This is a genomic window from Eoetvoesiella caeni, assembly GCF_003315175.1.
Taxonomy (GTDB): domain Bacteria; phylum Pseudomonadota; class Gammaproteobacteria; order Burkholderiales; family Burkholderiaceae_B; genus Eoetvoesia; species Eoetvoesia caeni.
This window is the reverse complement of the sequence record NZ_QNRQ01000017.1, coordinates 15,554-29,817: the sequence shown is the minus strand read 5'-3', so window position 1 is coordinate 29,817 and position 14,264 is coordinate 15,554. Positions and strand designations below refer to the sequence as shown.

Sequence of the window (14,264 nt, the reverse complement as noted above, 5' to 3'; positions counted from 1 at the left end):
TAAGCGACAGAAATGAGCGTTGCTGAGCTGCGAGCGCTGTTGGTTGTCTTTGAGAATCCTTAACTATCACCTGATCGTGATTTCAGCGGGTTATCAAAGTTACACCTCAGCCATCCGCGAACATCATTCTGGTTAAGCACCAACAAACATGTATTGGCGCCTCTTTTGAACGCTCCGCGATCAATGAAGAGGTGCGACTCATGCAGCACCATCTGGGTTAATGGCGTATGGCCAACATAGGTTAATGACAATCCCGCGTGCCAAGAATGCTGGCTCATCAACACCTTTCCCGCCGATGTCTCGATTTCCATGGCTTCTTCCGCGTTGATTTTAAGAATAATTCGTCGGCCCCATATGAGCGAAGCCGTCATTTCAGACAGTACCTTGTCGGTCACGTTCGCGTCGGTCAATACTTGCTTAGGCGATTGGTCGACGGGCAACCCAGCAATTGCTGACCAATAGTCCTCTTCAGGGGCGCCCGTCATGAGCTCGGCGTGCGCTACATGGAACATATCGGGGTCCTGGCCTACGGTGATCACATACGGGAGTGCCAGCAACCGGGGCAGAAGGTCGTCTTCCAACTCCGATTTTTCATGCTCGTCTAGGCGGTGCACCCAGCCACCACCGTTGCGGATGAAATCCGGCGCGTTGTGATAGGTCGAACTGCGCTTCTTGTAATAGATGAGCAGCATATCTTCATGATTGCCTACCACGGCGTAAAACCACGGTTCGCGAAGCAATCTCAGGCACCCCATGGAATCGGGACCGCGATCAACTAAATCTCCGACAGAGAATAATCGATCCTTGCTGCGATCAAACTCGATGCGCGTTAACTCGGCTTGTAATAGATCCAGACAGCCGTGCAAATCGCCGACGATGAAGTCACGGCCGATGTCATTAGACGGAAGCAGTTGGTGATACGTGGTCATGATTATTTCCTTCAGCTTGAAGCGTAGCCTATCCAATTGACAGCGCTCAGGCTATTTCAGTTAATGCAAGGTGTAGATGGCGGAATTTGATTCGTCACCAAACAGTCCCAACAGCGCCCGGCGCATTTCACGTGGATTCAGACCACGCAACCGTTCGATATCGCGCGCTGACACGGTCAACGTCCCGACCGGTACGTTCCACTCGCGCTCAAGATCCGTGACGATGCCTTTAACAATGACCTCTGCATGCTCGGAGCCCGGCGTTGGAAAGAGCACCGGCTGCAAGCGTGAGAGCAAGGGTTCTGGCAACGCCAATAACGAATTCGCCGTAGCGATGTACAGGCAATGGGACAGATCGCATTCCGTTAACAAGTAAATATCGTTGTAACGCCGAGCATTGCCCGGCTCCAAGAGATCGAGCAACGCATCATGCGGGCGGCCGCCATTGCCGTGATCATAGGTCTGGGCTTTATCTATTTCATCGAGGACAAAAAGCGGATTGGCCACTTTGACCTGTCCAATGAACTCAATCAAACGCGAAGGCCGATTGCTCGCCCAGCCGCGGGTTACGCCTTTGAGCACTTTGACATCAGACATTCCCGCTAAATTGATCACCGTGTTGGGGGTGCCGAGTAAATCGGAGAGGCGTTGGGCAAACCGTGTTTTTCCGCTTCCCGGGTTGCCGGCCAACAATATGGGCTGCATGCCCAGACGCCTGACGCCGTGGCGTCGCCGAGCCACTAGACCGCTCATGACGACCCTCAGCGCCTCATACGCCCAGGGAAACTCCACCGCGAGCGCATCGCGGATAGCATTCAGGCGCTCGAGGTTGGGCATGGGCGTGAGCGCCACGGGCTTGCGCAATACCTCATATTGCGCGAGATATACCGACTCGCTCTTTTCCGCACTGGGCGTTATGACGCCTGGGATGACGACCATGCTTTCCCCTGTGATGGGTACGGTCGGCGACTGTGACGAGGCTCGCTGACGGTGCTCGAAGGGGTTATTCGATGTGCCCGCTTCCGCCTCGGTCAAAAACAAGCGTACCGCGTCGATTTGCGCGACCAGATACTGGTGGCGCGCATCGTCGTTGTGATCGAGATGGTTGGCAGCCTCAATAAGGCGCTTCCATAGTGGCCAGATCCATTTCATCGCTTCCAGGCGCTCATCGACAGCTCTGGGTTGCAGGCGTACTCGCTGTCCGAGCATGGGCTTGGGCATTAAGGTGAGCCAATTTACGATGCAGGCCAAGGCCGCCTCCAATGTCTCGAGCTGCCAGTATTTGAATCCATTTTGAACATGAGGTAGTGATAAATGGATGCCCCGCAACCAGGCTAGGGTTGTCTCGGCGTCCGATCCGAATCGAGCGGACAATTTGGTCTGTGTCGTGTGTGCAAGTTGAGGAAGCAGATAGGTCGGATAGCCGCACCGCACGATAAGTCTCCTATCGACTAGATGCTCATTGGCGAGTTCCCAGGCACCCAGCACACTATTGAGTTCCACAGCCAGCGAGAACCAGCGCTTCGGTGATGGGCCGTGCTCGTAGTCATACGAAGGATCGTTGGAGCGTTCGCGCACATAACGTCCCAAGGTGACCGCAGCCGCAGCGCGTAAATGGCGTTGCCGCTTTGTATCACTGACCGTCTTCAGATGAGACCGAAGTAATGCCAGCCGGTCAGGCAGAATGTCAGTGTTGCGGCTCAACAAGGTCAAAAGGTCGTCACCGAAGAAGTTATTAAATGGTGCGTGCAATTCGGTTCGGACCGGCTCATTGCCGAAATGCCGTTTAAGACTTTCTTCATCGAGGAATTGGCTCAAGTAGGATTTAAAGTCAGTGACGTCCATGTCATGTCCCCTTTTTTGATATCAATGGATCAGTCGTCATCGCAGGCCCTGCAACGCACTCGCATCCAACCATCTTTAGTAGCCAGTCGGCCCGATGCCCCGCACCGTTCGCAGCAAAATCTACTAGCCTCCTCGGTGGCATTGACCGCCTGGCGAATCGCCGCCGCGGCGGCATCGGGTGCATGGCCGACTCGGTAATAAAAGCGAAGTGTGCCGAACTTTTCCTTGACCTGCAGGATCTCAAACGAGACATCCGGTATGTCGTGGAGGATCGTCTCGATGCGTGACAAAAGAGTGTCGAGTAAATCAGCCCAGCCGGCATGGACCTCGAGTCCAAAGGGCAATGGCCGCCTCGAGAAAAGTCGCAGATGTTTTACAAACAGCTCGTCGAGACGAGCGCTGTCCTCGGCCATGATGAGTCTCCGATAAAATCCAACTGGAATATGAAAAGAAGTGTGGCGGCGCTTAGTCGCTACACGGTGAGCGTCTTTCTAGGAATCGAGAAACTATCCAGAAGGCACCGGGTCTCGCATCGGATGCATTCTTGGCAACATAGAAAACTCGGAATCGTTCAGTATTAGCGAAGCCATAATGCAACAAGCCCCGCTGTGTGGCGGGGCTTGTAAGTGGCATACCTTAAAGTAGCTTCGTCACAGCCCCGCGCACGCGGATCCAATGGCCATCATCACGGTGGTCATACAAGAGGTGGTGGACGTATGCCAGTAGTGGTTCATAATGCGCCTCAAAGTTATTGTGAAAAGCACCTTAAAAGGTGAGGGGCGTTGTCTGCAGTTCCAGACTATCAAAGGTCGATGAGCGCAGCAAGAGAAATGAATAAAAAAGACGAATAAAAAATGCCTGCGTCGTTAAAATGAGACGTGTTAGTTATTGATTTTATTGACGTTTCTCCCTGTAAACTCTCACCTTATTGCCTGTAAAAACTCACCTATATCCTCACGTGGTCCGCGCACTTAACCATTGGTCGTAAGGGCGTGTGTTCAGCGACAATTAACTTGGCCGGTCGGCCAAAGTAGTTGACGCGCGACAGGCGTGTGAACCTCCCCGGGGCGGTTCAGCTTCTTTGAAGACCATGCTGGTAAACAGGCTACCTTCTGATATGGACGACACATGATCGATCTGCCCGAGGAGATTTTGCTCCGCTAGGTTCATAAGCAGAGCGATAACAGCAGCCCGGTCCAAGTGGATTTCGGTGCCATGGAGTTGTACTACCAGCCGCCTACTATCTCGGCGACCATCATCGTAGCCGTCAACCATATGTGTTTATCTGCGAATACTGATCGCGTGCCGTACAACGTCTGGATACCGAAGGCGGTGATGGAGCGCCGAACTAAGCTACAGCTAAGTTTCGCGGCATAACATTTGAATCTGAAGCATTAAACCTACATATTGGTTTAGACAATGGAATGGAGATATAAATGTTACTCAAGAAAGCGGTAAAGGTTACGGTCGCGGGCTTTTTATCGGCTCTGGGCTTGACTGCCTGGGCCAATGCACCAGATGGGGTTACCAGGATGGGCTGGGGTAGCGCGTTCGTTCCAGTTACCCGCGCAATAGCGGTTGCAGAAGGTTATGCTGATGGCAAGGCGACCATGGTAAATCGGCGACTCGAGCGAGGGAAATTGGCCTATATTGTCCGTGTGCAAAATCCTTATGCACACATCGATGCTGTTGTCGATGCCGCCACCGGCACGTTACTGGATTCCAAAACCGTGGCTCGGGAGCTCACCTCCGAAGGTTTATCTATCTGACTCCGCGATAAGGACCTAAAACGTTGAATAACACACCGCGGTGAGCTCTTTTGCCCGGTGCGCGATTGGACTGGTGTTCGGAGAAAACCAATTGATTACAAGCGGAATATTTGGCTGGCTAACCAACAGTCATGAACTCATGGCCTTATTGCAGCAAAATTGGTTATATGGCATCACCTTGGTGGCCACCGTTATTTTTTTGGAAACGGGTCTGGTTATCTTGCCGTTTCTTCCCGGCGACTCACTGCTCTTTGCCGTTGGAGCTTTCTTGGGCATTTCCGGGATTTTTCCGGTTCCGGCGCTGGCTATCTTGATTGCAGCCGCATTCTTCGGAGACCTGATAAATTTCAAGATCGGCAGTTCACGTGTTGGCTCAACCATTATTAAGAAACAGTGGATCCGGCCTGCTCATCTGTCGAAGGCGCGAGGTTTCTTTGAACGGTTCGGAGGAGTGGTCATTATCATGGCCCGCTTCATTCCCGTCGTGAGATCGGTGGCCCCTTTCTTGGCAGGAATGGCTGGCATGAATCCAGCACGGTTCTTGAGCTACAACATAATTGGCGGCATGCTCTGGTGCATCCTTCTTGTGATGGCGGGCTATGGCCTCGGCCAGTTCGTGTGGGTTCAGGCAAATCTCACGCTACTTGCTGGACTAATCATTGCGATCTCTTTGCTTCCCTTGGGCGTACAAGCCTATAGGAAGAGACGATAGCTTACGTGCCTTCCTCAGGAGCGACGACGCAGTCGTGATGAAGTAATGCGGCCTTGCAGTTCAAATATCGCCATGCCGGCAAGCATGGCAAGGACAAAGATCAATGGCTTGCTGCCTTGGGTCAGCGATACCAAGGCAGGGCCTGGGCAGTATCCAGCCAAGCCCCAGCCTACACCGAATGTCAATCCACCCAGCACCAGCCGCTTGTCGATTTGGGTAGCCATTGGCAGGCGTATCTTATCGCCGAGCCATGTTTTGCTGCGGTTCTTGGCAAGCCTAAAGCTAATGCTGGCGACCAAGATGGCGCCGCCCATGACGAACGCCAGCGATGGATCCCAATTGCCGGCCAAGTCCAGAAAGCCGATTACTTTGGAGGGGTTTGCCATGCCGGAGACAATAAGCCCTAAGCCAAACACCAGCCCTGTGATGAACGAAATAATTATTTGCATGGTGCTTTCCTTAGGTGAGCAGGTGACGAACCGCATAGACCGTCATAAACCCGGCAAACATGAAACAGGCCGTGGCCACGATTGAGCGTGGTGAACGGCGGGATAGGCCGCACACTCCATGCCCGCTGGTACAGCCCGCCCCATAGCGCGTACCTAAGCCGACCAATAAACCGGCTGCAATCAAAGTCATTGTGTCAGCGTCAATCTGAACAGAGGGTAGCGGCGCAGCCAGTCTAAAAGCGAACGGCGCAAGCACTATTCCGGCAATAAAAGCGATACGCCAGGCAATATCGCCGTCTGCGGGGCGAAGCAAGCCTCCTACAACCCCGCTAATACCCGCAATTCGCCCATTAAATAGAAGGAAAATTGCTGTCGCCAAGCCTATCAGCAGGCCGCCAGCAAGTGAAGACCATGGGGTAAAGTTGACCCAGTCAATTGTCATTTTCATACCCCTTGCTTCCCTTGCCGTCCTTGCAATAGAGTTCGTACAGAACTTTCATAATGGCTAACGCCTCCATACTCACGATCCTATAAAAGATCTGCTTGCCTTCGCGCCGGGTGCTTACCATCTCCATATTTCGCAAAACCGTCAATTGCTGCGAGAGTGTCGGTTGCTTAATGCCAGTCAGCTCCTCGAGACCACGTACGGAATATTCGTTCTGGCTCATCTGACATAACAGCAAGAGGCGATCTGTATTGGCCAGTACCTTTAATACGCTGCATGCCTCTGAGGCGGACTTATGTAGCGCAGCCAGATCAATGTTTTCGGTCAAAACTGCCATTGCGTTTGTTTCCATTCATTTTTTCTTAATAATATTATAATTGAATATATAAAAATGTATAATATAAACGCATCTTTTATTGCAGAAGAAGTGAACTCTAAACGAAGCAGGAGCACCGACCATGATCTTTCGACAGCTGTTTGAGCCGTTATCCAGCACCTATACGTACTTGCTGGGATGTGAAGAAACCGGCTTAGCGGTCTTGATTGATCCAGTGATTGCATCTTTGGACCGTGATTTAAGAGAAGTGCAACGACTTGGCTTGCAACTTGCCTATAGCATAGAGACGCATATCCATGCTGATCACATTACCGCAGCACTAGAACTGAAAAGAAAAGCTGGCAGCAAGATAGCCGCACCGGCTGCAGAAGGGGTGCTTTGCGCGGACGTAAATCTTGAAGAAGGCAAGCCCTTACAGGTCGGTGGAATTGTGCTCAATCCTTTGCATACCCCCGGTCATACTGCAGGTCATTGTGCTTATGCTCTTAATGACCGGGTGTTCACCGGGGATGCTCTGCTGATCGAAGGCTGCGGGCGGACCGACTTTCAGCAAGGTGATGCCCAGGCGCTCTATTGGAGTGTCCATAAAAAGCTATTTTCGTTGTCGGACGATATCTTGGTTTATCCGGCGCACGATTATAAAGACCGCCATGTATCGACGATTGCCCAGGAAAAAAAGCGTAATCCCCGTCTCGGCAAGAACAAGACGCTGGACGAGTTCAGGGCCATCATGGCAGATCTGAACCTACCCTATCCCAAGTTTATCGATTACGCCGTTCCAGGAAACAAGCAATGCGGTGTGTGCCCAGCCGACTTGCCGGAAAACTTAGGGAAATACTGCAAGCAGATGACAGAAAGTCCACAAGGCTGATAATAAGGTAAAGCATCCTGGGTCGTTTCGAGAAACCTGAACGGTCGTATCGTACTGTCTTGGTGTGAACGATTAGAACGGGATAGGCTTGGCGATGACAACGCCCACAAAAAACACCTTGCAGCAAATACCGGCTGGCGTATGGGTACTCGGCTTTGTCAGCATGCTCATGGACATTTCTTCCGAAATGATCCATAGCCTGCTGCCGTTGTTCATGATCACGACCTTGGGAGCTAGTGCGTTGGCGGTCGGCTTGGTGGAAGGCTTAGCTGAATCCACAGCGCTGATTGTCAAAGTATTTTCGGGTGCCTTGAGCGATTACCTCGGCAAGCGCAAAGGGTTGGCCGTATTTGGCTACGCAATGGGCGCACTGACCAAGCCCCTCTTTGCTATGGCACCTACGGTCGGCATTGTGTTTACTGCACGCTTGCTGGATCGGGTGGGCAAAGGCATACGCGGTGCACCACGCGACGCCTTGGTCGCAGATATTGCACCACCGCATCTGCGTGGCGCAACGTTTGGCCTGCGTCAGTCCCTCGACACCATCGGGGTCTTCCTGGGGCCCTTACTGGCGGTCGGTTTGATGCTGCTATGGGCCGATGACTTCCGATCCGTATTCTGGGTGGCCGTGATTCGGGGCCTGATGTCCTTGCGCCAGCGCTAGGCGGATTCCTCGTTCAAGATTATGGTTTTTCGATGATTTTTAGCGTCTCGGCGGTTGTTGGTATCGTCGCTTTGTTGCTCAGCCTTTTTTTACCCAAAGACAGGGTTAAGGCGGATGCCTTGGAGGATGATGACGATGACATTTTGGCACGTTCGACCCGCTTTCAAAACAACAATGACACCGCCGTCGTAGTGGCTATGCCAATGATGCACGGCTGATCTACTCGACAATATTCCGATTCGATTCAGCCAATGCGTCGACTTCAAAACGGCCATAATGCAGCGCAAGTATGGGTAATACGATCAGGTTCAGTAGCGTAGAGGTGGCAAGCCCACCTAGAATCACAATGGCCATAGGTCCTTCGATTTCATTGCCGGCCGCGCCGCTCGTAAGCGCCAGCGGCAGAAGTGCGAATGCAGTCACGAGCGCTGTCATTAAAATGGGTATCAGGCGTTCGGCCGCGCCACGCACAGCCGTCTGCATACACCAGGGCATCCGGTCGACGTGCACGAGGTGTTCATAGTGGCTTATCAGCATGATCGAGTTTCGCAGGGAAATGCCGAACAGCGTCACGAAGCCCACCATGCCTCCCAGCGAAAGGTCGCCACCGGTGAGCGCTACGCTCAACACTCCACCCACCAGCGCAAACGGCAGGTTCGCCATGACCAGCGCGATACTGCGCTGGTTTTTCAACGCGAGAAAGAGCAACAGCGCGATGCCGACGCCGGCCATGGCGCCATAGACCAGCAAATCGTGCAGCGATTGGCTGCGCGCTTCGCTTTCTCCCGCAAATACCGCATACGTTCCCTTGGGCATAGTGATTTCGCGGTTCACACGCGCCTGCGCTTCGCGAACGAAATCGCTCACGGCACGCCCGCCAACGCTGACCGATACCGTCTGCATACGCCGGCCTCCATCGTGCGAGATCTGGTAGCGGCTCGATACTTGGCGCAGGCTCGCGAGATCCCGCAATGGCACGGCAAGGCCGTCGGGATTGCGCAGCATGAGCGAGCCAATCTGGCCGATGTCCGTGCGGGCCGCTGGTGACAGGACTACAGCGATATCGTAGCTGCGATTGCCCTCATAGGCCTGTGCCACGGTCGTCCCCTGATAAGCGCTTTGGATCGTATTGAGAACATCGATGGATCTGAAGCCCCAGCGGCTCAATTGATCCGGTTTGAGCCTGACGGCCAGCTCCGGAATACCTGGGGGGGACTCGACGCGAACGCTCGTCGCTCCATCGATCTTGCCCATCAACTGTGCAATTTCCAGTGCCTTGCGATCGATGACATCGAGGTTGTCGCCAAATACATTGACCACAACGGGTGCGGTCGAGCCGGAAATCGTCTCGTCGATGCGTTCAACGAGGAATGTATTGACCGAGGTGGAGATGCCCGGGAAGCTCGCAAGTTCGTTACGGATGCGCTGTAGGGTGGCGTCTTGCTTACTGGCGTTCATCGGTTTTAGATCGACCTCGAATTCACTGAGTTGTACGCCTACCGGATCGACCACTTCGTCGGCGCGGCCTGCACGCTGCGCTACCAGGCGCACGCCCCGGATCTGCATCAGTGTTCGGGAGACCTGGGCGCCGATGCGCATTGACTCGGCCAGGGACGAGCCTGGCGCAAGACCCATATGAACAATGTAGTGTCCTTCCCGCAGCTCCGGGATGAAGTTGCCGCGCAAAAATGGCAATACCGACAACGACACGAGACATAGGATAGCGACAAGAATCATGATGGTCCGAGCGCGCCGCTCCACTTTTATCAATAGAGTGCTGTAGTGTGTTTTCAGCCACGCCAACAACCGCGGCTCGTGAGGCGGGGGCGGCTTCTTGGTCAGTAGTGCGAGCGCCATCGCAGGGGTGAGAGTCAGTGCTACCGAAAGGGATGCCAGTACCGCAAGAATGTAGGCGATACCCAGCGGTGCGAAGAGTTTTCCGGCGACACCCGAGAGCGACAAGATCGGCAAGAAGATCAGGATGACAATGAATGTCGCAAACACGACCGCGCTGCGCACTTCGAGCGAGGCGTGCAACACGACTCGGAATGCGGGAAGCGGTTCGGGTAATTTGCGATTTTCCCGCAGTCGCCGATAAATGTTTTCGACGTCGATAATGGCGTCGTCAACCACTTCACCCAAGGCGATCGCCAGTCCGCCAAGAGTCATCGTGTTGAGCGTGACGCCCAAGGCATTGAGAACGATCACCGCAACCAGCAGCGAGAGTGGAATGGCAACGGCGGAAATGACCGCGGTCCTGACATTGAGCAGGAAAAGAAACAGGATTGCTATAACGAGTAGGCCGCCGATCAGCAGGGCCGTGCGTAAATGGTTGGTTGCTTCCACGATGAAGTTCGCCGGGCGAAAGACGTCCGGCTCCAGATCGACGTCTTGCCTGGCGAGCACAGGCTTGAGCGTGGCGAGCGTGCGTTCCAGCCGGTTCGTGACGGTCAGCGTATTGGTTCCATACTGGCTTTCCAGCACGATCATGACACCGGGTTTGCCCATGATGGATGCGGCGCCTACCGCGGGCGCAGGCGCGTACGCCACCGTAGCGACGTCACCCAGTCGAATACCCGCGCCGTGGCTCCAACGCAGCACGATCCCGGCCAACGCCTTGGGCGTCGTGATCTGGCCATCGGTACTGATCGTGATGCGCTGGTTCGCATTCTCGATAAAACCCGCGCCGCGTACACCGGTCGATGTTCTCGCCGCAGCGATGACCTCTTGGATTGAGAGGCCATAGTGCGCCAATTTATCTGGATCGACCTGAATCTGCAGTTGCCGTGTATGGCCGCCGAATACGATCGCATCGGCGACGCCCGGCACGCTCAACAATTGCGGTTTCACCATCCATTGGGCAATATCATGCAGCTCCATCAAGGACTGTGTCTTCGATGTCAGGCCGACGGTCAGGACGACGCTCGTCGCGGTCGTGAGTGGCAGCATCTTGGGTGGCAGCACACCGACCGGCAAAGTTGCGGCGACGGCGTTCATGCGCTCGGACACCAGTTGCCGGGCCTGCAAGACATTCGAATGGTCACCAAACACCATGGTGATGGCGGATAAGCCCTGCAAGGAATTGGATCTCATGGACTGTACGCCGACCGTCCCGCTCAATGCGGCTTCAATCGGGCGGGTCACCAGCGTTTCGACTTGTTCGCTGGATAACCCTGGTGCCTCCGTCTGGATAACGGTCATGGGAGGCGCGAATTCGGGGAAGACGCCCAACTTCACATGCGTCAGGGTATACAGGCCATAGGCACTCACCAGGATGGCGAGTGCGTAAATGACTCCGCGAAACCGCAGCGAAAAGCGGATGATCGTGTTTAGCATGAGAAGTTATCGTGCTCGTGGATGGATACCCTGGTCAGCCATCGCATTCCGGCGGGTCTTTGCACTGGGTTGCAATGTCCTGCGGGCGCAGCTCTTCAGACAGCAGCAGTTGGGCGCCACGGATGACGACTTCTTCGCCCGCACGAAACCCGCTCGTCACGACGAATCCGCCATCCACAGCCGGCGCCGATGGCAGATAGCGGCGGGTAAATTGATCGGCAGCCGTCTTCACATAGGCCCATTGCTGTCCGCCGTACCATATGACAGCGCTTTCGGGGATCAGCAGGCCTTGTCTGCTCTTGCCCTTTAGCGGTATGTGGGCCGTTGTGCGGGTGCCGACCGGTAGGATGCTATCGGCTGCGTAGAAATAGGGACTGCCCTGGATCGATGGGTCGCTTTGCGGCGAAGCCGATAGTTTGTGGGCGGCAATGAGCCGGCCATCTGGGCTATCGACGGAGATCTGCGTAGGTGCTGATACGCCGTCTTTCGCGGGTAGTGTGACCAGCAACACCTCGCTGCGGCCTCCCATCAATCGTTGAAGCAGATCGGATCCAGGCGCCGCTGACGCGTTGGCCAGTGCAGTGCCGAATTGCTGCCTCAAGGTTGCATCAAGAACGTTTTGCGCGGCCTCGGCCGCCTGCTGCTTGGCCTGATCCGTGAGCATGACCGCCCTGGCGTCCTGCAGGCTTTTTTGCGAAATGTTGCGATTGTCGTGGAACAGCACGTAGTCGCGCTGGTACTGGGCGCGCGACGCATCGGCTTGCGCCCGCGCGCTTTGGCGACTGGAGCGAGCCGCCACTATGCGGTTGTGCAAATCGAAGAGCGGCTGCAAGTCGATCACTGTCGTGTAGGCGGTAGTCTCCGGCTGGAGCGTCGAGGTTGTGAGGGGCACCACGGCCATATGGCTTGCGCGCTGCACGTCAATGGAGACCAAAACGACGGTTTCGCCGTTCAAGGTGTGTACGCGCGGCGCCTGGGCTAAAGGAGCCGATGTGGCGGTCGGCGTGGCGCTCATCGTGTAATAGATGTACCCGCCGCCGGCGGTCGCCAGCACAGCCGAGGCGATAAGCAAGAGCGCTATTTTGTATTTCATCGTGGTGTCTCTTTCTGCGGTAAGGTCCAGTTCGGCGTGCTCGGCGACAGAGGCCGCTGCATGGCGTCTTCGAGTGCGCCTGCCGCCTGCTGCGCCGCCACCACATCGTTCAGGTGGGCGATAGCGATGGTTTGGTAGTCTGCTTTCGCCTGGGCGAGCGCCGGGCGATCGATCATGCCGGAATCGAAACTCGCGGCTTGGCTCATCAACTGCTTCTGAGCGGTGGACAGGCGCACAGCGGATAGACGTAATGTATTAAGACTTGTCCGGTAATGAGCGAGTGCGTGATCAAGATCATTAATAATCTTGTCCTGCAATGCGGCCGTATTGGCGGCTGCCTCAGTTCTTTTCGCTTCGGCTTGGGCGATTCCGCCTTTGTTCCGATCAAAGACCGGCAGTGTGATCCCGGCCAACCCGAATCCGATCTTATTGGTTCCTGTATCGTAGGTATAGCCTAAGCCGATATGAATATTCGGGTATTGCTTGGCGATTTCCAGTTGCAGTGCACCTTCGGCCGCCTCGTACTTGGCCAGCGAGCCCAGCAGGTCTGCACGATTGAAGATTGCCGCGCGGCGCGCCTGTGCGGGCGGCGGGGCCGCGCCTGTGCGTTCGAACTCATCAAGATTGAGTTGAACTGATTCGAGCGGGCCGATTGGAAGGCCCATGACGCTTGCAAGCCTAGCTCGCGCATCTTGCGATGCGCTTTTTGCGGTGGTGAGATCGGCTTGCGTCTGTGTCAGGACTAACACGATCAGGTTTATGTCGGGCTCTGCAGTTTGTCCGACTGCCTCCCGTTTTTTCATCATGTCGAGAATTTGCTGCTGCATCGCCACTTTTTGCGTCAGAAGCACAATTTGTTTCCGTGCCGCAAACAGGTTGAGCAACGCATCCCGAACCTGGCTGTGTATCTTCCACGCTTCGTGACGGATATTTACGCGTGCCGCTTCGGACAGATGCGATGCCTGATCGATGCGGTAACCGCGTTTGTGCGCAGTCTCGATCGGGATGTCAAGGCCCAGGCCCGTGGTGTAGGGGCGGCCCGGTCCTGGATTGACCGTGGAGTACTGGAACGGCAGTTGCAGCACTGGATTCGGGATGGCGCCCGCGACCTCGATGCCCGCCTTGGACGTGCCCCACTGCGCCCGCGCAATATCGAGCGCCGGGCTGTAATAGTAGGCGGCGAGGGTGAGCATTTCCCGGTTCCAGCGCGGTAGTGGCCAGGGTTTTATAGGGTGGCCGACCTGTCGCGCAAGATAGGCTCGCAAAGCGTCGTCCGCAAGCGTGCGTTGTTCGAAGTTTTTGGCAAGCTGCGTTGGCGTGATGGGCTGGGGCTGATAACTTGCGCATCCTGTCAGTACGACACAGGCAAGCATCAACGGTCGGAACAGATGGGCATTCATTCGTGTCTGGGCGCCTTGCTCGGGCGTATTTTGGGCATCGCGCCAAACTGACGCGATGGCATACAAGGATACTAATCGGGTGCCCGTGAAGCGCATGTCAAGACAATGTCAATTTTTTGTGAAGACTGAGTGATCGAGTCTTTTGCGCGACTTGTTGCTGCACGAATGCCTCTCTTTTACTTTTATCGGGATCGCGTGCTTGAATTCAAGCAGAAAATTTATAAATAGTTGCAAATCTCACGCGGCCGTTTCACAGTTTTCTCAGGTTAATCGGTAGACTTTACTGATGGCCCACGTAGTTGGCCGAGTGCGTATGGATTTGGAGCCGGGGAAAAAGTGAAGCGACTTGGTGTTTTGGTAATGGCTGGAATTGCAGCCACGTGCGTGCCCGGCGCGGCTTCTGCCCATGTGCAT

At 55.0% G+C, this 14,264-nt stretch carries 13 protein-coding genes and 1 pseudogene; 5 read left to right on the top strand and 9 right to left on the bottom strand.

All coding sequences use genetic code 11. The features are described 5' to 3' along the window. Window positions 1-59: 59 nt before the first annotated feature. Genes DFR37_RS20395 through DFR37_RS20385 form a run of 3 tightly spaced genes read right to left on the bottom strand, consistent with a single transcriptional unit; the run spans window position 60 to window position 3,187 of the window. Entirely contained in the window at window positions 60-929 is an 870-nt protein-coding gene (locus DFR37_RS20395; protein ID WP_113935015.1) for a metallophosphoesterase, read from the bottom strand. A 60-nt stretch (window positions 930-989) separates the two neighbouring features. After that, window positions 990-2,774, bottom strand: a complete 1,785-nt coding sequence (locus tag DFR37_RS20390; RefSeq protein WP_113935014.1) for an AAA family ATPase — start codon at window positions 2,772-2,774, stop codon at window positions 990-992. A 29-nt stretch (window positions 2,775-2,803) separates the two neighbouring features. Beyond that, window positions 2,804-3,187, bottom strand: a complete 384-nt coding sequence (locus DFR37_RS20385) for a hypothetical protein (RefSeq protein ID WP_113935013.1) — start codon at window positions 3,185-3,187, stop codon at window positions 2,804-2,806. Between the two features lie 1,023 nt (window positions 3,188-4,210). On the opposite strand from DFR37_RS20385, the gene DFR37_RS20380 reads away from it, so the two are divergent. Together DFR37_RS20380 and DFR37_RS20375 are read left to right on the top strand one after the other, a co-directional pair. Continuing rightward, window positions 4,211-4,543, top strand: coding sequence for a PepSY domain-containing protein (locus tag DFR37_RS20380; protein WP_113935012.1), 333 nt, complete (start codon window positions 4,211-4,213; stop codon window positions 4,541-4,543). A gap of 40 nt (window positions 4,544-4,583) precedes the next feature. Then, complete coding sequence (locus DFR37_RS20375) at window positions 4,584-5,255, top strand: VTT domain-containing protein (RefSeq protein ID WP_245954052.1); 672 nt, start codon at window positions 4,584-4,586, stop codon at window positions 5,253-5,255. Window positions 5,256-5,269: 14 nt separating this feature from the next. Here the strand turns inward: DFR37_RS20375 and DFR37_RS20370 are convergent, their stop codons facing one another. From DFR37_RS20370 to DFR37_RS20360, 3 genes are read right to left on the bottom strand one after another with little or no spacing between them, the layout of a single operon-like run. Then, window positions 5,270-5,704: a YeeE/YedE family protein gene (locus DFR37_RS20370; RefSeq protein WP_113935010.1), complete on the bottom strand. Its 435-nt coding sequence runs from the start codon at window positions 5,702-5,704 to the stop codon at window positions 5,270-5,272. A gap of 10 nt (window positions 5,705-5,714) precedes the next feature. Then, entirely contained in the window at window positions 5,715-6,146 is a 432-nt protein-coding gene (locus DFR37_RS20365; RefSeq protein ID WP_113935057.1) for a YeeE/YedE family protein, read from the bottom strand. Next, the gene (locus DFR37_RS20360) at window positions 6,136-6,501 is read right to left on the bottom strand and encodes an ArsR/SmtB family transcription factor (protein ID WP_113935009.1); all 366 of its coding nucleotides are present in this window, start codon (window positions 6,499-6,501) and stop codon (window positions 6,136-6,138) included. Before DFR37_RS20360 ends, DFR37_RS20365 begins: the two co-directional genes overlap by 11 nt. Window positions 6,502-6,607: 106 nt before the next feature. On the opposite strand from DFR37_RS20360, the gene DFR37_RS20355 reads away from it, so the two are divergent. The 3 genes and pseudogenes from DFR37_RS20355 to DFR37_RS20345 all read left to right on the top strand — a co-directional run bounded on the left by DFR37_RS20355 (window position 6,608) and on the right by DFR37_RS20345 (window position 8,239). Next, on the top strand, window positions 6,608-7,357 hold the full coding sequence (locus DFR37_RS20355) for an MBL fold metallo-hydrolase (RefSeq protein WP_113935008.1): 750 nt from the start codon (window positions 6,608-6,610) through the stop codon (window positions 7,355-7,357). A gap of 94 nt (window positions 7,358-7,451) precedes the next feature. Beyond that, window positions 7,452-8,009 (top strand): annotated as a pseudogene (locus tag DFR37_RS20350) (MFS transporter); the annotation flags it as partial. Between the two features lie 44 nt (window positions 8,010-8,053). Then, window positions 8,054-8,239: a hypothetical protein gene (locus DFR37_RS20345; RefSeq protein ID WP_113935007.1), complete on the top strand. Its 186-nt coding sequence runs from the start codon at window positions 8,054-8,056 to the stop codon at window positions 8,237-8,239. Between the two features lies 1 nt (window position 8,240). On the opposite strand, the gene DFR37_RS20340 is transcribed toward DFR37_RS20345, so the two are convergent. The 3 genes from DFR37_RS20340 to DFR37_RS20330 are packed head-to-tail and all read right to left on the bottom strand — an operon-like array spanning window position 8,241 to window position 13,838. After that, entirely contained in the window at window positions 8,241-11,357 is a 3,117-nt protein-coding gene (locus DFR37_RS20340) for an efflux RND transporter permease subunit (protein ID WP_113935006.1), read from the bottom strand. Window positions 11,358-11,391: 34 nt separating this feature from the next. After that, the gene (locus tag DFR37_RS20335) at window positions 11,392-12,450 is read right to left on the bottom strand and encodes an efflux RND transporter periplasmic adaptor subunit (protein ID WP_113935005.1); all 1,059 of its coding nucleotides are present in this window, start codon (window positions 12,448-12,450) and stop codon (window positions 11,392-11,394) included. Beyond that, window positions 12,447-13,838 (bottom strand): TolC family protein, encoded by a 1,392-nt coding sequence (locus tag DFR37_RS20330; protein ID WP_113935056.1) that lies wholly within the window; start codon window positions 13,836-13,838, stop codon window positions 12,447-12,449. Before DFR37_RS20330 ends, DFR37_RS20335 begins: the two co-directional genes overlap by 4 nt. Between the last annotated feature and the right edge of the window lie 426 nt (window positions 13,839-14,264).

Bases quoted from the DNA above. Each gene is read 5' to 3' on its own strand.
- DFR37_RS20340 (WP_113935006.1), bottom strand. From the start codon at position 11,357: ATGCTAAACACGATCATCCGCTTTTCGCTGCGGTTTCGCGGAGTCATT.
- DFR37_RS20390 (WP_113935014.1), bottom strand. From the start codon at position 2,774: ATGGACGTCACTGACTTTAAATCCTACTTGAGCCAATTCCTCGATGAA.
- DFR37_RS20355 (WP_113935008.1), top strand. From the start codon at position 6,608: ATGATCTTTCGACAGCTGTTTGAGCCGTTATCCAGCACCTATACGTAC.
- DFR37_RS20365 (WP_113935057.1), bottom strand. From the start codon at position 6,146: ATGACAATTGACTGGGTCAACTTTACCCCATGGTCTTCACTTGCTGGC.
- DFR37_RS20385 (WP_113935013.1), bottom strand. From the start codon at position 3,187: ATGGCCGAGGACAGCGCTCGTCTCGACGAGCTGTTTGTAAAACATCTG.
- DFR37_RS20370 (WP_113935010.1), bottom strand. From the start codon at position 5,704: ATGCAAATAATTATTTCGTTCATCACAGGGCTGGTGTTTGGCTTAGGG.
- DFR37_RS20360 (WP_113935009.1), bottom strand. From the start codon at position 6,501: ATGGAAACAAACGCAATGGCAGTTTTGACCGAAAACATTGATCTGGCT.
- DFR37_RS20380 (WP_113935012.1), top strand. From the start codon at position 4,211: ATGTTACTCAAGAAAGCGGTAAAGGTTACGGTCGCGGGCTTTTTATCG.
- DFR37_RS20395 (WP_113935015.1), bottom strand. From the start codon at position 929: ATGACCACGTATCACCAACTGCTTCCGTCTAATGACATCGGCCGTGAC.
- DFR37_RS20345 (WP_113935007.1), top strand. From the start codon at position 8,054: ATGATTTTTAGCGTCTCGGCGGTTGTTGGTATCGTCGCTTTGTTGCTC.
- DFR37_RS20335 (WP_113935005.1), bottom strand. From the start codon at position 12,450: ATGAAATACAAAATAGCGCTCTTGCTTATCGCCTCGGCTGTGCTGGCG.